This window comes from Nitrospira sp. (genome assembly GCA_037045225.1).
Classification (GTDB): domain Bacteria; phylum Nitrospirota; class Nitrospiria; order Nitrospirales; family Nitrospiraceae; genus Nitrospira_A.
This window is the reverse complement of sequence record JBAOHZ010000009.1, coordinates 445,207-464,133: the sequence shown is the minus strand read 5'-3', so window position 1 is coordinate 464,133 and position 18,927 is coordinate 445,207. Positions and strand designations below refer to the sequence as shown.

The window sequence follows — 18,927 nt, the reverse complement described above, 5'->3', positions numbered from 1 at the left end:
GGCGGCAGCGGTTCCATATTAGCCGGTTTGCACGCGCCTACTTGTCTGGAACGTCGATGTTCTGAGGATCGAGGACGGTATCGCGCTTTGTCCCATGGAGTGTTCGTACCGCAGGGAGGCCGCGCCCTGGCTGAACGGAATATTCAGCCGGCTGCGCACCTCGTGTTCCAACCCGTCGCGGAGCTGGACGAGTTGTGCGGCATCGAGATGGTCGGTAAACACATAGGCGCGATATTCGCCGGGAACTCCCTTGTAGTATTCCGCCACCTCACGATAGTCGACATCAAGGCTATGGAGCCGATCCCTCGATTTCGGGCTGGTATAGGTCCAGATGTTCGGCATGGTTTCGACGGCTTCGTCGAAGTAGGGTGTGCCGGGATAGGTCGTGATGACACTGGCATCGAAGTCGTCTGGTTTGACCGCCAGCAACCAGTCTTGTGTTGCGCGAATGGTCTCGGCTGATTCTCCGGGATGGCCGACCGACATGAGCGCTTTGACCTTCAAGCCGTGCCGTCTGGCGATGTCGATGCAGCGTGTATTGTCGGCGAGGCTGGCCTGCTTTTGGATGTTGGCGAGGATTCGCTCATGGCCCGACTCGAAGCCCACCAGGATCCACCGGAAACCGGCTGCATACATGGCCTGAGCTTGCTCCTCAGTGAAGAGCTCGGCCTTAATGAACCCACGTAGCCGGAACTCGACACCCAGGCGTCGTTGGGTGGAGGTGATGAGCTGCATCAACTCGACGAGGCCGGGATTCACGTTCAGTTCATCGTCGTACAGCATAAATCCGTTGATGCCGTAGGTGTGATGGATGTGGACCATCTCGTCGACGATATTGGCCGCGCTCCGCATTCTCGTGCGGCGCAGCATCGGACTTTTCCTGCCCCCACAGAAACCGCAGCCGAAAGGGCAGCCGAGTTGCGCGATCATTGAGAGCGCCCGGACGCCGTCGATGGAATAGTGGTAGCCGTCGACGTCGACCAGGTGTCGCGCCGGGAATGGGAGCGCGGTCAGTTGGTCGTTGGTCAGGAAGAGGCTCGTTGAAGGATCGTCGCCGTCCACCAGCTTCGGCGGGTGAGCGCTGAGCGCTTCGAACACTGCCTGTTCGCCGTCCCCGGCGACCAGCACATCGAACATGTCTTCCAGTTGCCGAAGAGCGGCCTGGCCGCGACCGGTCACCTGGCGTTTGCGTTCTTGCCGGGAGGCGGCATGGACCAATGTGACGTGTGGTCCGCCCAGGATGATGCGCGCATGGGGACGCACAGCCCGAATCACCCGCTGCAGCTTCGTGGCAGCCGGCATCTGAGGCGTCGTGGCGGTCAAGCCGAAACAGTTGGCCTCGCTGTGCGCCACGTGCAGCCGCGCCACCTCTTCATAGTTTTCGATTCCGGCGAGATCGAGTAATTCAACGGCGATTCCCGCCGCTTCCAGCACCGCGGCGATTTTCAAAATGCCCAGGGTCATGAAGACGCGTTCGTCGAGCAGAAAGATCGACGGGGGAATGATCAGGCACACTCGGTTCAGGACGGCATGCGCCCGCATCCGCTCCCGAGAGGTTGCCATCAGTTGGTGATTGCCGGGCGAAAACGCCATTTGCAGATGGTCCAGAGAATGATGAGGCCGTGGCGCCATGTGATCTTTTTGCCTTGTGCATAGGTCCGGGGCGCGTAGTGAATCGGCACTTCGAGAATGCGAATGCCCTTCCGCATCAGTTTGCAGACGAGCTCGTTGTCGAATTCGAAACCTTTCGCCTCGATCGGGGTGTCGAGCAAGACGCCACGGGTAAAGGCTTTGTAGCAGCCTTCATAATCGGTGAAGCGTTTCCCGTAGAGGAGGTTCGTCGTCCATAGAATGAGGAGGTTTCCAAGATAGTGATTCAGGTACGGCGATCGACGCTTTCCCCAGAATAGAGGGCGTTCGTGGAGGAACCGTGAACCCATAACCGCCTCGCAGCGTCCGGCCAAGATCGGTTCCAGTACGGCCGGATAATCTTCCGGCAAGTACTCCAGGTCTGCATCCTGGAAAATCACGATGTCACCCGTGGCGGCCTTGATTCCGCTGGTGAGGGCCGCGCCCTTTCCGCTGTTGATCGAGTGAGAGATGGTGTGAACGTTGCGAAGGGTTTTCAGCACGTCGCGGGTTCGATCCTGGGAGGCATCGTCGACGACGATGATCTCTTTCGTGATCGAGCCGAGATCGACGGCTGCGACGCGGTTGACCACGGCCTCAATGGTCGATTCCTCATTGTAAGCCGGGATGATGATGGACAGTTTCACAGTTTGATCGGTGTCTGCGGTTTAGGAACGGCTGACGGGACCGCTCGGTCCAGGCTTGTTCTCTGGAGGGGGCGATGACGTGGTCTTGGCTCAGGATTGACGGAAGGACCAAAAATGTCAAACGGATGTCGATTTTCTGAATGAGTCAGGGGCTCTGCCGGTTGTCCAAAAATTTTCCGGTCCGGTGAAGCGCGACGGTCTCCGGTCGCTGTGGACGAAGAAAGCGGACTACAGGAAAGTGTGTGGACTCACTGGGAGAGGAAGGCTAGGGGGTTGGGGTTGGTTTCCGTGTGGGGCGAAGCCGTTCGGAGAGTACGGGGTATTGAGCAGAACCCATCCCGAAGTTACCGGTCGCGTTGTCTGCTGCGATGACGCGCAGCGTGATGCCGTCGGGCGCGTCTTTCGACATCGGCACGAAGAACGGCGCTTCGAAGCGGCTTTTCTCGCCCGCATAAAACATTTGCAGGCGCTCGACGATCCGGTCGCCGAGCAGGAGTTCCGCATAGATGTGGACCTTGCGGGAATCCCAGTCGCTATGCGGTCGGACCAACGCCCCCGAGAGGGTACGTACCGACGCGCGCAGCATGACATCTTCTTTGGCGATGAGTGGCTCGCCCGGTTTCGGATGGTCAATCTGTACCAGGTACCCGTAGAGGTGCAGCACGATGCCGTCGCTTGTCAGGTCGTGTCCGGGAATCAGGAGGACCGTTGTGCTTGCCCGTTGCAAGGCGTTGGGATAGGCCAGCGGTCCTTCGGCAGCAATTTCAACCAACGTGGGGCGCGTGAGGTCGAGTGTGGTGGAGAAGGACGCCGCCGGACGGCCGCTGTAGAGCGGTTCGTCCATGAGGTGCGGCGTGCGCATGATCTGGGTCTGATCGCCCGGTTCTCCCTGTTGAAGGCCGGAAGCCAGGAGTTGCCCGGTTGTCACATCGGTGATGGTGACGCGCGCGCCGCCGACGTCGTGGCCGAGCACGAGGGAGCGGTGCGCGACGACTCGCACGAGTATGGTGGTGGGGAGGGGATCGTTGTAATGGGTTTTGCTCTCGAGTTCGGACTCGGAAGGGTCCGGTGTAAACGCCGCACCCGTACTGCTCAGGAGCATGAGGAGGCAGGTGCCGATCAGTCGAGTGAGGAGGACGCGGTTCATTTCACTTTGGTGCCGGGCTCCACGTCTTCGATGAAGGTGGCGAGGCCGCGTACTTCGCTGTCGCCTGCCGCGAGGACCATACCTTGTGATTCGATGCCCATCAGCTTGGCCGGTTTCAGATTCGCCACGATGACGATGGTTTTTCCGATCAGTGTTTCCGGCTCGTACTTTTTGCCGATGCCGGCGACAATCTGTCGTTGTTCACTGCCGAGGCTCACCTGGAGCTTAAGCAGCTTCTCGGATTTCGGAACCCGCTCCGCCGCCAGTACCTTGGCTGCCTTGAGCTGCACCTTCATGAATTCATCGATGGTGATCTGCGCCGGTTGCGCGGCAGCGGGGGCGGCGGCCGAAGGGGCTGCGCTTGGGGTTGCAGTGGCGGCGGCCGGAGCGGCTGGAGCCGGAGCGGCCGGGGTCGGTTGTGCGGGGGCTGATGTATCGGTCACGTGCTTGGCTCCTTGTGGTTTGGATTCGATGCGAGGGAAGAGCGAGGCGCCCTTCTGGATGCGGCTTCCAGCTAGAGGCGCGTCCCAGCCGTTCTCCGTATCTGAAACCGGCTGCGACAGCTCCAGCGATAATCCAAGTTGGTGAATCATCTGCTGCGCCGCTTGTGGCATGAACGGGTAGAGAAGGATGGCCAGCAGGCGAAGCGCGCGTGCGGACACATTCAATACGGTGTGCAGTTGCGGCTGCGTCTCCGGCTGTTTCGCCAGTTTCCAGGGTGCGCTTTTGTCGATGTATTCATCGCAGGCGCTGTTCAATTCCTCGATCATCAGCAGCACGTCCCGGAAGAGCAAGGCCTGGTAACCGGATTCCACCCTGCCGGGTAGTTGCCGAGCCAGATCTTCGATGCGTGCTTCGAGTTCCGGCAGGACCGCAGGGCCACGATCGGGAATGACGCCTGCACAGGAGCGCTCGATCATGGTGAGTGTCCGGCTCAGGAGGTTGCCGATGCCGTTCGCCAGCGCGCTGTTGATGGTGGTGACCATGGCGCTGTGTGAGAAGTCTCCGTCTTGCCCGAACGGCACTTCGCGCAGCAGGAAGTAACGAAACGCATCCGCGCCGAATTGATCGATCATCGCGTTGGGATCGACGACGTTGCCCCGGCTCTTGGACATTTTTTCGCCATCCACCGTCCACCAGCCGTGGGCAAAAATCGAGTGAGGCAATGGGCGCTCCAGCGCCATCAACATCGTGGACCAGTAGACGGCGTGGGTGGTGAGAATATCCTTGCCGACCAGATGGACGTCGGCGGGCCAGTACCGTAAGCTGACCGGTTTTTCCTGCGGTAGGTATTCGAGGGCCGAGATGTAATTCACGAGCGCATCGAACCAGACGTAGGTGACGTAGTCTTTGTCGAACGGGAGTTCGATGCCCCAGGAGAGTCGGGATTTCGGGCGGGAGATCGACAGGTCGCCCAGCGTTTGGGTCTGCAGAAATCCCAGCACTTCGTTGCGCCTGGAGACGGGGCGAATGAAATCGTCGTGGGTTTGGATGTGGTCGATCAACCGTTCCTGATACTGCCCCATTTTGAAAAAATAGTTATGTTCGCTCAATTGTTCGATGGGACGTTTGCAATCCGGGCACAGGCCGTCGACGACATCCTTTTCCGTCCAGAACCGTTCGTCGTACGTGCAATACCATCCTGTATAGTCTGCCTTATAAATCAGTTGTTTGTCGTATAGCTGTTGAAGGTATCGTTGAACCACTGCCTGATGTGGTTTGTCCGAGGTGCGGATGAAGGCGTCATTTGAAATGTTCAACCGTTGCCAGAGGTTTGTGAACTGTGGCGCGAGGCGGTCGCAATGGGCTTGCGGGTCGATACCGGCCTTCGCGGCGGCCTGCTGGACCTTCTGCCCATGTTCATCCAGACCGGTCAGGAAAAACACGTCGCGCCCACGGAGTCGCCAGTAGCGGGCGAGCACATCGGCGGCCACGGTCGTATACGCGTGGCCGATGTGCGGCACGTCGTTGACGTAGTAGATCGGCGTCGTAATGTAGAAGGTGTCGTGTTTGTTCATCTATTTTCGACTGAAGATAGCAAGATGCCGGCGATGAAAGCTAGCTGGCTGTTGAGAAAGGCCGCCGCCGACATTCTCGGTCGAGGGTCTCCCTGCGACGTACTCGGAGAGTGCGCCTCAGTCGTCGTGCTTCCTGCGGCCTTGCCTGTGCAGGCATTTTCTTCGTCTGGCTAGGAGGATTTGCGCGGAAAGGCTTCTGGCCTATCGCGGCGTGTCGGCGGTGTCGTGAGGTATCAGCAGGTGACGGACCCGCAGCAAGATGGTTTCGAGCGCGATCTGTACGTTCAGGTTCCGATGGGCCTGCCGCTCCAGCTTTTCGAGATCGTTGATCAGGTCCAGCAGTTCGTCGATGTCGATGCGTTCGGCCAGGGCCTGCATTCCGGCCTTTTGATCCAAGTTGAGCACATGATCGGATCCGGCGCCGACGGCCACTAAGAGCACATCGCGCAGCCAACGCAGCAGCCAGTCGAAGGCTTCCGGTCCGCGTTCTTCTTTCGACAGGGCTTCGGCGGCGGTGAGGACGGTGGCATACGATTGGAGGCCTTTGGATGAAAAGATGGCGGCGAATTCTCTCTGGCTGGTTCGTGCCTGTTCAAGATCGCATTCCAGAGCCCGCCCCAATTGCCCGTCGCTGAGCACGGCCAGGAAGTGGGCGTCGGCCGGCGGTAGTTCTCGTTTGAGGATCACGGCGGCTTCGACTTGGGTTTGCGCAGGCGCCGTCAGTCGCAGGGCTTGGCAGCGTGAGCGGATCGTGGCCGGCAGGGCATAGGGTCGGCTCGAGACCAGTATGAACAGGCTGTGGTCGGGCGGTTCTTCCAGTGTTTTCAGCAGCGCATTGGCGGCGCCGATCGTCATGCGATCCGCGTCGTCGATCAGGCAGATCTTTCGATTGCCGATCAGTGGGCGATAGATCATCTGGTGTTCGATGTCGCGAATGAGCTCGATCTTGATTTGAGGATTCGCGAGTTCGCGATCCGGCTCGATCACCATGAAGTCGGGATGGGTGCGTGCCTCTACCTGGCGGCAGGCCCGGCAAGTGCCGCAGGCGTCCGGAGTCTGATCGATCGAGATGGTTTCGCAGAGCAGCGTTTGCGCGAGGCGCAGGGCGAGGAGACGTTTGCCGATGCGATCGTCGCCATGGAAGAGGTACGCGTGGGCGAGCCGATCCTGCATGATTGCAGACCGGAGCAAGGTTTTGGCGCTGTCATGGCCGATGATATCAGCGAATGGCATGGCGAGCCTGTGATGTCTGAGGTGACGGGCGGCCTGTTGCCGGCCTGTTGCGAGCTGCGCTCCGGCGGATCTTATCGAGCATCGGTGTGATGGCTCGAGCGACGGCGCGGGCCACCGTTTCTTTCGATGCCCGTGCGGGTACGACCTTGATTCGTGTGGGGTGACGTTTCGCCAGATCGAGAAATCCGGCGCGCACCTTCTGATGGAACCGGAGGGACTCGCGATCCAGTCGATTCACTTCGGCGGCGGATCGCCGTCGCGCCAGCCCGGTCGACACGGGGAGATCGAACACCAGCGTCAGGTCCGGCGTGAGCGATTGGGTGGCAAGGCGGTTCAGCCGTTCGAGCGTGGCGATGTCTAATCCTCGCGCATACCCCTGATAGGCGAGCGTGGAGTCGGTGAACCGGTCGCAGAGCACGAGGCTGCCACGCGCGAGGGCCGGTGCAATGACCTGAGCGACATGTTGCCGGCGAGCGGCGAGGACCAGAAAGGCTTCGGTTTCGGGCGCGATCGGTTCGTCGGCGCGATCCAGCAACACTGCGCGGATTTTTTCGGCGAGCGGAGTGCCCCCCGGTTCACGGGTTTCCACCGTGTCATATCCCTGCTTCCGGAGGTGCTCACCCAAGAGTTTGGCCTGGGTCGATTTTCCGCACCCCTCGGTTCCCTCGAGGGTAATGAACAGGCCCCGGGGTGGTCGGTTGCGTGGCGTCATGATTCTGGCTGAAAAAACGACGGAGAAAGAGGGCCGGATCCTATTCCAAGTGATTGAAAATAGCAAGAAAAGGCTTGCGACGATTGGTGAAAGACCAGTATCATGCAGCTCTACCAAGGGCCCTTCAGCCGCACATGTTGAAAGCTTCACTCAAACGTTATTTTCTCACCGGTTTGCTGATCATGATCCCCTTCTGGGGGACCATCCTGATCTTGAAGACCCTGTTCGTCAGTCTGGACGGCATTCTCGGTGATGCCGCCGCTCGATTGGTGACCCCCGGCTACTATGTGCCGGGACTGGGGATCGTGGCGCTCATTCTGCTCATTTTTGCTACCGGTCTGTTTGCCGCGAACTTTATCGGCCGTCATGTGGTCAGGCAGTGGGAGGGATTGCTCAATCGCGTACCGGTCGTGCGCGGCATCTATTCCACCATCAAGTCGATGATGGACATTCTCTCGTTTGCGGAACGGGAGAGTTATCGCCGCGTGGTGCTGATTCAGTTCCCCAAGAACGGTCACTATTGTTTTGCGTTTGTCACCGGCGTGACGAAGGGGGACATGCAGCAGCTCTCGCCGGACCCGCTGGTGCACGTGTACGTACCGACCTCGCCCAATCCCACGTCTGGATATTTCCTGTTGGTGCCCGAGCGTGAAGTGATCGCCGTGGATATCACGGTGGAAGAGGCCATGAAACTGATCGTCTCGGGTGGACTCTACACGCCCACTCCTCCCTCGGGCGGCACGTCGCAGGTCGGTGGAAAGACGTGGGCGCCTATTAAGCAACCCGATGCAGGTGTGCAGGTCGGTTGATCCCGCATGCACTCGACAGACCTTGCGTCGATTTTTTATGGTGAAGACTCAATGACTCATGCATCGCAGGACAAGGCCGTGTCACCTTCCATTCCTGGGCTCGGTGTTATCATCATGGCGGCAGGACTCGGCAAGCGCATGAAGTCGGCGCTGGCCAAGGTGTTGCATCCGGTCGCGGGCCGACCGATGGTGATGTACGTACTCGATATCGCCTGTGGCCTCGCGGAGCAGGGTGTGGCAGTCGTGGTCGGCCACCAGGGGGCTGACGTCAGGAAGGTTGTTGCAGCGGTCGGCGGGCAAGTTGCCGTCGCGGAGCAAACCAAACAATTGGGGACGGGGCATGCGGTGTTGCAGGCGCGTCCGGTGTTCGGCGGTGACGCGCAGCGTGCACCATCGCGTTACGTGATCCTCAACGGCGACACGCCCTTGTTGACGGAAGCCACGGTGCGGGAACTCCTCGCGATGCACGATGCGCAGGGAGCTGCGGTGACCCTGTTGACCGCCGTGCTCGACGACGCCTCCGGCTACGGACGAGTCATTCGCCGGCGTCGCGATGAATGGCTGCAAGGCGCGGCGGATAACGCGGTGCAGAGCATTGTGGAAGACAAGGACGCATCCGACGTCGAACGGGCGGTGCGTGAGATTAACGTCGGGACGTATGTGGTCGACGGCGAATTTCTCTTTCCGGCGCTCGACAAACTCGATCCCCGGAATGCGCAAGGCGAGTATTACCTCACCGATATTGTGCAGATGGCAGTTCAGCAGGGACGCACGGTGTCGGCCTTGCGGCTGCGCAACATCGACGAGGGACTCGGGATCAACAGTCGTGTACAGTTGGCGGAGGCTGAGCAGGTGATTCGACAGCGCATTCGGGAGCGATGGCTGGAAGCCGGCGTGACGATGCGGGACCCGGCGTCCACCTGGATCGATGCCGATGTGACCATCGGCCGTGATACGCTGCTCTATCCGAACGTGACGCTCGAAGGCCGGACGGTGGTCGGAGAGAATACCGTGGTGCATTCCGGGACCCGGATCACCGATTGCTCCATCGGCAACAGGGTGGAGATTCTGGATCACTGTATTCTGCGTGAGTCGCAGGTGGAGGAAGAGTGCCATCTCGGACCGTTCGTGCACCTGCGCCCCGGTGTGATCGCGCGACGCAAGGCGAAGGTCGGCAATTTCGTGGAGATGAAAAAGACGGAACTCGGCGAGGGGTCGAAGGCCAACCATTTGAGTTATCTTGGCGACGCCACGATCGGCGCCGGTGTGAATATCGGCGCTGGAACCATCACCTGTAATTACGACGGCTATAAGAAATTTCACACCGTGGTTGGCGACGGCGTGTTCATCGGCAGTGACGTCCAACTTGTTGCGCCCGTGACCGTCGGACAGGGGGCTGTGATCGCGGCCGGGGCCACGGTGACGCAGGATGTGCCGGCGGATGCGCTGGTGATTGCCCGTGTGCCTCAGGTGACTCGCGAGGGCTGGGCGGCTAGGCGGCGTGCGTTACAGAGCGGGCAGGTTCCCCCTGCGGTTCCAGCCGCGACGCGTGCCATGCCTGTCAAGGCTGCAACGTCTGCCAAGACCGTGAAGCGTGCGAAGACTTCTGCGCCTGCCAAGGCAAGGACGGCCTCGACGCGTTCCGTGAAGAAGAAGCAACCGGCAGTTCAACGTACAAAACGGAGGTAACGGCGACCTATGTGTGGCATCGTTGGCTACGTGGGAAATCAGGACGCAGTACCGATTTTGTTGAACGGGTTGTCGAAGCTGGAGTATCGCGGGTACGACTCGGCCGGCGTGGCGATTCAGCGGGGAGAAAAGATTGAGATTCGCCGCAGCGTCGGCAAGTTGATCAACCTGCAGAAGTCGTTGGAGCAGAAGGCCATCGGCGGGATGTGCGGCATCGGGCATACGCGGTGGGCGACGCACGGCAAGCCTTCCGAGCAAAACGCGCACCCGCACCGCTCCGAGAGTTGCGTGCTTGTGCATAACGGAATCATCGAAAACTACGTCGAGCTCAAGCAGCGCCTGGTCAAGGACGGTTACAAGTTTCAGTCTGAAACCGACACGGAAGTCGTCGCGCACTTGATCGATACACACATGAAGACACACAAACTGCATCTGGCGGATGCGGTGCGTGCGGCGGCCAAGGAGATTCGGGGAAGTTATGCCATCGCGGTGATTTCGGAGCGCGAACCCGGCATGCTGGTCGCAGCCCGGTCCGGTTGCCCGCTGGTGATCGGCCGCACGGCTGATGCGTCGTTCGTCGGTTCGGATGTCATGGCGATGTTGTCCCATACCAGGGACGTGACGTTTCTCGATGAAGGCGATGTGGTCGAAGTCACGGCCGGCGCGGTGACGTTTACGGATCTCGACGGTCGGGCCGTCACGCGCAAGAAGACGACGGTGACGTGGGACGCCTCTGCCGCTGAAAAAAGCGGGTATCCCCACTTCATGCTGAAGGAAATTCACGAACAGCCGCAGACGATTCTGGATACCATCCGGGGGCGCTACTCCTATGAGAGTGGTGAGGCGGATCTTCCGGACATCGGACTGACACCGAAGGAGTTTGCCGAAGTCGGACATATTTGGATCGTGGCCTGCGGAACCAGCTGGCACGCAGGCCTGGTCGGGAAGTATTTGCTTGAAGAGATGGTCCGTACACCGGTACAGGTCGATATCGGAAGCGAGTTCCGGTATCGCGACCCGCTGATCGAAAAGAACGACCTGTTCATCACGATTTCGCAGTCGGGTGAAACGGCCGATACGCTGGCTGCGGCGCGGGAAGCGAAGCAAAAAGGGGCGCGTGTCGTCTCGATCGTGAATGTGGTGGGTAGCACCTTGGCTCGCGAGTCCGATGGTGTGCTGTATACCCATTGCGGCCCTGAAATCGGCGTTGCCTCGACGAAGGCGTTTACCGCTCAGTTGGCGGCCCTCTACATGTTGGCCTTGCATCTTGGCCGGGTCCGGGGTGTCCTGAGTGTGGCGGACGGAAAAGCCTGGCTCGATCGCCTGGTCACGGTGCCGACGTTGGTGAAACATGTGCTTGGCCGGGAGGCGGAAATTCTGGCGATCGCAAAACGTTATTACAAGAAATCGGATTTCTTGTTTCTCGGGCGTGGGATCAACTATCCGATCGCGCTCGAAGGGGCGCTCAAGCTCAAAGAAATTTCGTATATCCATGCGGAAGGATATGCCGCGGGAGAAATGAAACATGGACCGATCGCCCTCATCGACAAGAACATGCCTGTGGTGGTGTTGGCCCCCCGGGACCGGCTCTATGAGAAGACCGTCAGTAACCTCATGGAGGTGAAGGCGCGTCGGGCCCCGGTGATTGCGTTCGTGGCGGAAGGTGAGCGCGAATTGGGCAAGATCGCCGACGCGGTCTTTACGATTCCCGACGTGCATCCGTTACTGTCGCCCATTCTCTTTACGATCCCGCTGCAGTTGCTGGCCTATCACATTGCGGTCTTGCGTGGAGAAGATGTGGATCAGCCGCGGAACCTGGCCAAGAGTGTGACGGTGGAATAGTTGGATGTTGAACCTGGCTTCCCACTGCGTTCTCGGTCGCCCGGCATCCTGCGACGTATCCAGAGGGTACGCCTCGTCGTCGAGCTTCCTGTGGCCTTGTGGGAAGACCATGTTGAACATCCTTACAGAAATGAGAGCATGAGATGGAGATCACGAAACAGGACGTCGAGAAGGTGGCCAAGTTGGCGCGGCTGGCGTTGACCGAGGCCGAGACCACGGCCTTTTCACAACAGCTGAATCAGATCGTGGCCTATGTGCAGAAGTTGAAATCGTTTTCCACGGAGGGCGTCGAGCCGACGTCGACCGTGCCGGGGCAGAGTAATGTTTTTCGTCCCGACCTGGTGCAGGCGTCTCTGACGATCGAGCAGGCGTTGAGCAATGCTCCCGATGCGGAGGCGCAGTGTTTCCGAGTTCCCAAAATCATCCAAGAATCCTAAGCGATCGAAGGAGCATCAGCCGACTATGTTTCGACAAATGTTGCGGGCAAAGATACATCGAGCGACGGTGACCGAGGCCTGTCTGGACTATGAAGGCAGCCTCACGGTGGACGAAGATCTGTTGGACGCGGCGGGTATTTTGCCCTACGAAGCGATCGTCTGTTCCAATCTCAACAACGGCGAACGGTTCATGACCTACGCCATGAAGGGAAAGCGGGGACGCGGGGAGATCGTGCTGAACGGGCCGACCGCCCGCAAGGCGGCGGTGGGCGATCAGATTATTATTTTTTGCTACGAGTATTATAGCGACGAAGAGATCAAGCGGCATAAGCCGAAGATCATCCAGGTCGATGGGAAAAACCATATCACTCGTAAGGCTGTGAAGCGCTGATGTCGCTGACGTTGATACATAAGTTTACGCTGGCCGAATTGCAGCGGAGGTTCACGGCCGGGGATGTCACGGCGACGGAGATTGTCCGCGCCTACTTTCTGCGAGTGACGCAGGTCGAACCGAAACTGAACGCCTATCTGACGCAGTGCAAAGAAGCGGCCCTCGGACAGGCGGAACGTCTCGACCAGGCGTTGAAAGGGTGGCGGAAAACCACGCCGATGATGGCCATGCCTTTGGCGGTGAAGGACAATATCTGCACGGAAGGCGTGCGGACGACCTGTGCCTCACGAATGCTCGACACCTTCGTACCGCCCTATGACGCGACCGTGGTCGCCAAGTTGCGGGCGCAAAACTATCTCCTGCTCGGCAAGACCAATCTGGATGAGTTTGCGATGGGGTCGTCCACCGAGAATTCAGCGTTTGGCGCCAGCCGCAATCCCTGGAACCTCCAGACGGTGCCTGGCGGATCGAGCGGCGGGTCGGCGGTGGCTGTGGCGGCGGATGAATGTGTGGCGGCGCTGGGGTCCGACACCGGCGGGTCCATTCGCCAGCCTGCAGCGTTCTGCGGCGTGGTGGGGCTGAAGCCGACATATGGTCGTGTCTCTCGATATGGATTGGTGGCGTTCGCGTCGTCGCTGGATCAAATTGGCCCGATCACCAAAGATGTGACGGATGCGGCCATCCTATTGGGTGCCATTGCTGGTTACGATCCGCGCGACTCGACCTCGGCGAACGTGCCGGTTCCGGACTATCTCAAGGCGCTTAAACGGAAAGATCTCAAACGGCTGAAAGTCGGCGTGCCTGCCGAGTATTTTGCCGACGGACTCGATCCGGAAGTGGACCAGGCCGTGCGTACAGCCATCGAGGGCCTGCGGGAACTCGGGGCGGACATCCGCGAGATCAAATTGCCGACCACCGATGCGGCCGTCGCGACGTACTATGTCATCGCCACGGCCGAGGCCAGCTCGAACCTGGCCCGATACGACGGCGTGAAGTTCGGTGTGCGGGCCGCGGAGAGCAACGATCTCCTAGAGATGTACCTGAAGACCAGAGCGGAAGGATTCGGTCCGGAAGTCAAGCGTCGGATTATGTTGGGGACGTATGTGCTGAGTGCAGGATACTATGACGCGTATTACGGGAAAGCGCAGGCAGTCAGGACCCTCATTCGCCAGGAGTTTGAATCGGCCTTCCAGACGGTCGATCTGATCGTGACGCCGGTCACTCCGACCACCGCCTTTAAGTTCGGTGAGAAGGCCCAGGATCCGCTCCAGATGTATTTGTCCGACATCTACACGATCTCGGCGAATCTGGCCGGGTTGCCCGCCATTGCGCTTCCTTGTGGATTCAGCAAGGCAGGATTGCCGATTGGCTTTCAGCTGATCGGTCGGCCATTTGAAGAGGAGACCCTGTTGCGCGGGGCGCATGCCTACGAGCAGGCGACGAACTGGCGAGCAAAACGGCCGCTGATCCGGTGAGCCTGACAAGGAGGCCCTATGATTGTTGATGTCGCCGCTATTCTTGTCGCCAGTGCCTTCGCGGTGTTGGTGGGCTATCTGGTCCCGCTCTTGATTCAAGTTCGGAAGATGGTGATTGAATCGGAACAACTGGTGACGAAGCTGAACGTCGAGTTGCCGACGCTGATTACTGAATTGCGCACGATGAGTCAGAATCTGAATGAGGTGACCGAGCAGGCGCGTGACGGGGTTGAGCATGCGGCCGTCTTGCTGCATGCGGTGGGAGAAGTCGGGGAATCGGTCAATCAGGTGCATAGTTTGGTGCGAGGGTCCGGCGGGTCGTTGTTGGCCAATGTGGCCAGCGTGGTGGCGGGGCTTCGCGCCGCAAAGCAAGTGGTGAAGGAACGTTTCAAAGAAGGAGGGTCTCACAATGGCAGATAATCACGGTCCATCGTCGGCAGCGGTGTTGTTGGGCTTCTTGAGCGGCGCGGCGCTGGGTGCGGTGGCGGCCATTTTGTTGGCGCCGAGAAGCGGGCAGGAATCACGCGAGATGCTGCGCGGCTACGCCCGACGCGCAGAGGACGAGTTGCGGGATCTGGTCGGCGAAGCGGGTGAGCGGTTTGAAGGGGCGGTCGAAGAAGGTCGTGAGTTCATCGAATCGAAGAAGACCGTCCTGCGCGATGCCTTCGATGCCGGGCGGGAGGCGATGCGTCGGGAGCGTGAGCATTTTACGAAGGGGGAGCCGAGCTGAGCGTGGCATACGAAGTCGTCATTGGTGTGGAAGTGCATGCGCAGTTGCGCACGCAATCGAAGTTGTTCTGTGCCTGCGGGACGACCTTCGGTCTCACGGCGAATTCGCAGACCTGTCCTGTGTGCTTGGGACTGCCCGGGACGTTGCCGGTGATCAATGAGAAGGCCGTGGAGATGGCGGTGCGTGCCGGTCTCGCGATGAACGGCACGATCGGCGTCCGCAACCGTTTTGCGCGCAAAAACTATTTTTACCCCGACCTGCCCAAGGGGTATCAGATTTCGCAATACGAAGCGCCGATTTGCGAGCATGGCTGGATTGAAATTGCCGCCGGCGGCGGTCGCAAGCGTGTGCGAATCCGGCGCGCCCATTTGGAAGAAGACGCGGGAAAAAATCTGCATGAGGCCGGCAGCGGGATGAGCCTGGTGGATTTGAATCGTGCCGGGACACCCCTGTTGGAAATTGTGACTGAACCGGACCTACATTCTTCTGAAGAGGTGGTGGCGTATCTCAAGGCGTTGCGCGACCTCTTAATGTATCTCGATGTCTGTGACGGGAACATGGAGGAGGGAAGTTTCCGCTGCGAGCCGAATCTGTCTCTGCGTCCGGCCGGCCAGACCGCGTTCGGAACGAAGGTGGAGTTGAAGAACATCAATTCGTTCAAGTTCGTGAAGGACGCGGTTGATTACGAAATCAAGCGTCAAACCAAGGTGCTGAACGAGGGCGGGAAGATTTATCAGGAAACCAGACTCTGGAATCACGAACGTGGTGAAACCGCTGTGATGCGCAGCAAGGAAGAAGCGCATGACTATCGGTATTTCCCGGATCCTGACCTGGTTCCATTGGACATTTCGGCCGAATGGATCGAGCACTTGCGCGAGGGATTGCCGGAACTGGCTTCGACGAAGCAGCAGCGATTTATTTCCGAGTACGGCGTGCCCGAATATGACGCGGGCATCCTCACGTCAAGCAAATCGTTGGCGATGTATTTCGAGGCTTGCGTGAAACTGTACCCGCAGCCCAAGACGGTGAGCAATTGGGTGATGGGCGAATTGCTGCGTGAGCTCAATAACTCCGGGATTGAAGCCGATGGATCGCCCGTGACGCCTGAGCGGCTGGTCGAGTTGTTGACCCTTGTGGATGAAGGGGTTGTCAGTCTCAAGGTGGCGCGGGAAATTTTTCCTGATGTCTACGCCTCGGGTAAGGCACCGGCTCAGATCGTTCAGGAAAAGGGGCTCCGGCAGGTGTCCGACGAAGGGGCCTTGGTGACAATGATTGATGAAGTCTTGACGAAGAATCCTGCGCAGGTCGGGCAATATAAAGAAGGCAAACAGCAGGTGCTGGGATTCCTCGTCGGGCAAGTGATGAAGGCCTCCGGCGGCAAGGCGAATCCCGGGAAGGTGAATGAGCTGCTGAAGAAGGCATTGGCCTGAAGCGGGTGTCCGGTGGTCGCCGCGTCACGCATGTCGGCGCGGTATCCAGTGAGTGGTCAGAGAGGCGACAGTGTTGATGGTTCGGTGTGAGTACCTGGAGGAGATACGAGCATGAGCGGAATCAGGAACGTGAAGGCACGACAGATTATCGATTCACGAGGCAATCCCACGGTGGAAGTCGAAGTGCTCCTGGAGAGCGGGGCGCATGGTCGGGCGGCGGTGCCGTCTGGGGCGTCGACCGGTGAAAAGGAAGCCATCGAATTGCGTGACGGCGACAAGAAACGCTGGATGGGAAAAGGCGTGTCCAAGGCGGTGGCGAATGTGAGTAAGACCATTGCGCCAAGGTTGATGGGCATGGAGGCGCTGGATCAGGCGGCCGTCGATCACGAAATGATTGCGCTGGATGGAACGAAGACCAAGGGCAAGTTGGGCGCCAATGCCATTCTGGGGGTTTCGCTGGCGGTAGCCAAGGCGGCGGCCAATGAAACCGGTCAACCGTTGTATCGTTATCTCGGTGGGACGAATGCGCGGGTGTTGCCGGTGCCGCTCATGAACATCATCAACGGCGGCGCTCATGCGGATAACCGGCTCGATCTGCAGGAGTTCATGATCATGCCGGTGGGTGCGCCCCGCTTCAGTGATGCGTTGCGGATGGCCACCGAAGTGTTTCATACGCTGAAGTCGCTCCTGAAGAAAAAAGGGCTGAATACGGCCGTCGGCGACGAGGGGGGATTTGCGCCTGATCTGCAATCGAACGAAGAGGCCCTCGCGCTCATTATGGAAGCGATTGAAGCGGCCGGGTATCGTCCTGGTCAGGATATCGCGCTGGCCTTGGACTGCGCGGCCAGCGAACTCTATGAAAAGGGACGGTATCGACTGGAGGCGGAAAAGAATCCTGAGCGCTCCTCCGAGGAAATGGTGGCCTATTATGGCAAGTTGTTGGATCGTTATCCGATCCTTTCGATTGAAGACGGCTTGAGTGAATTGGATTGGAAGGGGTGGAAGATCCTGACGGAAAAGCTCGGCAAGCGAGTGCAACTCGTGGGAGACGATATTTTCGTCACCAACGTCGAAATCTTTGCCAAGGGCATCGCAGAGGGTATCGGCAATTCAATCTTGATCAAGCTCAACCAGATCGGCACGTTGACGGAGACGCTGGATGCCATCGAATTGGCCAAACGGTCGGGGTATACGGCCATCATTTCCCATCGCTCGGGGGAAACGGAAGATACGACGATTGCCGATGTCGCGGTGGCAACAAATAGCGGATTGATCAAGACTGGGTCGTTGTCCCGGACAGATCGTGTTGCAAAATACAATCAGCTGCTTCGCATTGAGGATGAATTGGGCGCAGTGGCCGTCTATCGAGGCCGTGCCGCTGTTCCATCGAGGACCTAATCGTGATGATGATCAAGCCGAACCGGGGGCGAGATTGGTTGGATTGGCAACGAAAGCTCTGCTCCGCAGGGAAGTGGGTGGGGCTCGGCGCGCTGTTCCTCATGATGGGGACGCTATTGTTCGGCGAGATGGGGATTTCGCGGTATTTGCATTTGCGTGATCATGCGGAGCAACTTGATCAGGAGCTGGCCGAACTTCAACGCTTGAACGGTGAACTGCGCGCGGATCTGGATCGCGTGCAATACGATCCGACTCGTATCGAAGAACTGGCCCGAGAACGGTTAGGGTACGTACGGAAAGGCGAAACGGTCTATCAAATGGCTCCGATTGGAGAGAAAGAGCGGTTTCCCACGGTGAGGACACCATGAAATTTGGAAGTGTGGCCATCATCGGACGGTCGAATGTCGGGAAATCGACGCTCCTCAATCGTCTGCTGAAAGAAAAGATCGCGATTGTTTCCGACAAGCCACAGACCACCAGGACGAGGATCCTGGGTGTGGCGCATGTTGAGGGCGCTCAAATTGTTTTTCTCGATACGCCCGGTTTTCACGAACCGCACCATTTGTTGAACCGCCGCATGGTGCGCACGACGCTGGATACCTTCGACGACGCCGATGTGCTCTACGTGGTGGTTGAGGCCACGGCTCAGCCCGGTCCTGGTGATTTGGCCGTCATCGATCATGTGAAACAGGCCGTCGCGAAGCAGGCACGTCCGGTGGTGCTGGTCATCAATAAAGTCGATCTCGTGAATAAGTCGCGGTTGCTTCCGTTGATGGAGCAGTATCTGCGGATTTTCCCCTGGACGGAAATTGTTCCGGTGTCGGCGGAAACCGCGGACAACGTGGATCGTCTATTGTCAGTGACGGTGTCGCTTCTGGCGGAAGGTGAGGCGACCTACGGCGACGATATGGTCACGGATCAATCGATGCGCACCCTGGCGGCGGAACTGATCCGGGAGAAAATTCTACAGCAGACCTACGAAGAAGTGCCTCACTCGGTGGCGGTCGAGATCGAAGAGTTTATCGAGACCAAGAAACTGACCAAGATCGGCGCCGTGGTGCTGGTCGAGAAAGAGTCGCAAAAGGGCATTCTGATCGGCAAACACGGCGAACGTCTCAAGTTGGTGGGGACTGCGGCACGGGAAGACATGGAACGTCTGTTTGGCATGAAGGTCTTTCTGAAGGTCTGGGTCAAAGTGCGCGAATCGTGGCGGGAAGACGAACAAACACTTGCGGAGTTAGGTTATTAACGACCTTACCATCCAACCGTCCGAGCCGACGCGACTTCCTGATCGGGAGCCGCTGGGGAAAGATGCGTCTCGTGACGCCGGCGGCGGGCAG

The 18,927-nt window shown here is 59.0% G+C and carries 18 protein-coding genes; 12 read left to right on the top strand and 6 right to left on the bottom strand.

Annotated features, from left to right (window positions below; genetic code table 11):
• Window positions 1-18 precede the first annotated feature (18 nt).
• The 6 genes from V9G17_03250 to tmk form a co-directional block, all read right to left on the bottom strand.
• A complete protein-coding gene (locus tag V9G17_03250) occupies window positions 19-1,593 on the bottom strand; it encodes a radical SAM protein (protein ID MEI2751591.1) in 1,575 nt (524 codons plus the stop codon).
• Window positions 1,563-2,276 carry a glycosyltransferase family 2 protein gene (locus V9G17_03245; GenBank protein MEI2751590.1) on the bottom strand — a complete coding sequence of 238 codons (714 nt, stop codon included), beginning with the start codon at window positions 2,274-2,276 and terminating at the stop codon, window positions 1,563-1,565. Before V9G17_03245 ends, V9G17_03250 begins: the two co-directional genes overlap by 31 nt.
• Window positions 2,277-2,541: 265 nt before the next feature.
• Window positions 2,542-3,423, bottom strand: a complete 882-nt coding sequence (locus V9G17_03240) for a hypothetical protein (GenBank protein MEI2751589.1) — start codon at window positions 3,421-3,423, stop codon at window positions 2,542-2,544.
• On the bottom strand, window positions 3,420-5,441 hold the full coding sequence (gene metG / locus V9G17_03235; protein ID MEI2751588.1) for a methionine--tRNA ligase: 2,022 nt from the start codon (window positions 5,439-5,441) through the stop codon (window positions 3,420-3,422). The genes V9G17_03240 and metG overlap by 4 nt, the downstream gene beginning before the upstream one ends.
• Window positions 5,442-5,642: 201 nt before the next feature.
• Entirely contained in the window at window positions 5,643-6,674 is a 1,032-nt protein-coding gene (gene holB, locus V9G17_03230) for a DNA polymerase III subunit delta' (GenBank protein MEI2751587.1), read from the bottom strand.
• Window positions 6,661-7,386: a dTMP kinase gene (gene tmk / locus V9G17_03225; GenBank protein ID MEI2751586.1), complete on the bottom strand. Its 726-nt coding sequence runs from the start codon at window positions 7,384-7,386 to the stop codon at window positions 6,661-6,663. The genes holB and tmk overlap by 14 nt, the downstream gene beginning before the upstream one ends.
• A 134-nt stretch (window positions 7,387-7,520) precedes the next feature.
• Between tmk and V9G17_03220 the strand changes: the two genes are divergently transcribed.
• From V9G17_03220 to era, 12 genes are all read left to right on the top strand, one after another.
• On the top strand, window positions 7,521-8,195 hold the full coding sequence (locus tag V9G17_03220) for a DUF502 domain-containing protein (protein ID MEI2751585.1): 675 nt from the start codon (window positions 7,521-7,523) through the stop codon (window positions 8,193-8,195).
• 51 nt (window positions 8,196-8,246) lie between these two features.
• Complete coding sequence (gene glmU / locus V9G17_03215; protein ID MEI2751584.1) at window positions 8,247-9,884, top strand: bifunctional UDP-N-acetylglucosamine diphosphorylase/glucosamine-1-phosphate N-acetyltransferase GlmU; 1,638 nt, start codon at window positions 8,247-8,249, stop codon at window positions 9,882-9,884.
• A gap of 9 nt (window positions 9,885-9,893) precedes the next feature.
• Window positions 9,894-11,726, top strand: a complete 1,833-nt coding sequence (gene glmS / locus V9G17_03210; protein MEI2751583.1) for a glutamine--fructose-6-phosphate transaminase (isomerizing) — start codon at window positions 9,894-9,896, stop codon at window positions 11,724-11,726.
• Between the two features lie 143 nt (window positions 11,727-11,869).
• The gene (gene gatC / locus V9G17_03205; GenBank protein ID MEI2751582.1) at window positions 11,870-12,163 is read left to right on the top strand and encodes an Asp-tRNA(Asn)/Glu-tRNA(Gln) amidotransferase subunit GatC; all 294 of its coding nucleotides are present in this window, start codon (window positions 11,870-11,872) and stop codon (window positions 12,161-12,163) included.
• Window positions 12,164-12,188: 25 nt separating this feature from the next.
• A complete protein-coding gene (gene panD / locus V9G17_03200) occupies window positions 12,189-12,554 on the top strand; it encodes an aspartate 1-decarboxylase (GenBank protein MEI2751581.1) in 366 nt (121 codons plus the stop codon).
• Window positions 12,554-14,029, top strand: coding sequence for an Asp-tRNA(Asn)/Glu-tRNA(Gln) amidotransferase subunit GatA (gatA, locus tag V9G17_03195; GenBank protein MEI2751580.1), 1,476 nt, complete (start codon window positions 12,554-12,556; stop codon window positions 14,027-14,029). Before panD ends, gatA begins: the two co-directional genes overlap by 1 nt.
• A gap of 18 nt (window positions 14,030-14,047) precedes the next feature.
• Window positions 14,048-14,449, top strand: a complete 402-nt coding sequence (locus tag V9G17_03190; GenBank protein ID MEI2751579.1) for a DUF948 domain-containing protein — start codon at window positions 14,048-14,050, stop codon at window positions 14,447-14,449.
• Window positions 14,439-14,759: a YtxH domain-containing protein gene (locus V9G17_03185; protein MEI2751578.1), complete on the top strand. Its 321-nt coding sequence runs from the start codon at window positions 14,439-14,441 to the stop codon at window positions 14,757-14,759. Before V9G17_03190 ends, V9G17_03185 begins: the two co-directional genes overlap by 11 nt.
• A gap of 2 nt (window positions 14,760-14,761) precedes the next feature.
• Complete coding sequence (gatB, locus tag V9G17_03180; GenBank protein ID MEI2751577.1) at window positions 14,762-16,189, top strand: Asp-tRNA(Asn)/Glu-tRNA(Gln) amidotransferase subunit GatB; 1,428 nt, start codon at window positions 14,762-14,764, stop codon at window positions 16,187-16,189.
• 111 nt (window positions 16,190-16,300) lie between these two features.
• Window positions 16,301-17,587, top strand: coding sequence for a phosphopyruvate hydratase (gene eno / locus V9G17_03175; GenBank protein MEI2751576.1), 1,287 nt, complete (start codon window positions 16,301-16,303; stop codon window positions 17,585-17,587).
• A gap of 5 nt (window positions 17,588-17,592) precedes the next feature.
• On the top strand, window positions 17,593-17,955 hold the full coding sequence (locus tag V9G17_03170) for a septum formation initiator family protein (GenBank protein MEI2751575.1): 363 nt from the start codon (window positions 17,593-17,595) through the stop codon (window positions 17,953-17,955).
• Window positions 17,952-18,836 carry a GTPase Era gene (era, locus tag V9G17_03165; GenBank protein ID MEI2751574.1) on the top strand — a complete coding sequence of 295 codons (885 nt, stop codon included), beginning with the start codon at window positions 17,952-17,954 and terminating at the stop codon, window positions 18,834-18,836. The genes V9G17_03170 and era overlap by 4 nt, the downstream gene beginning before the upstream one ends.
• Window positions 18,837-18,927: the final 91 nt, after the last annotated feature.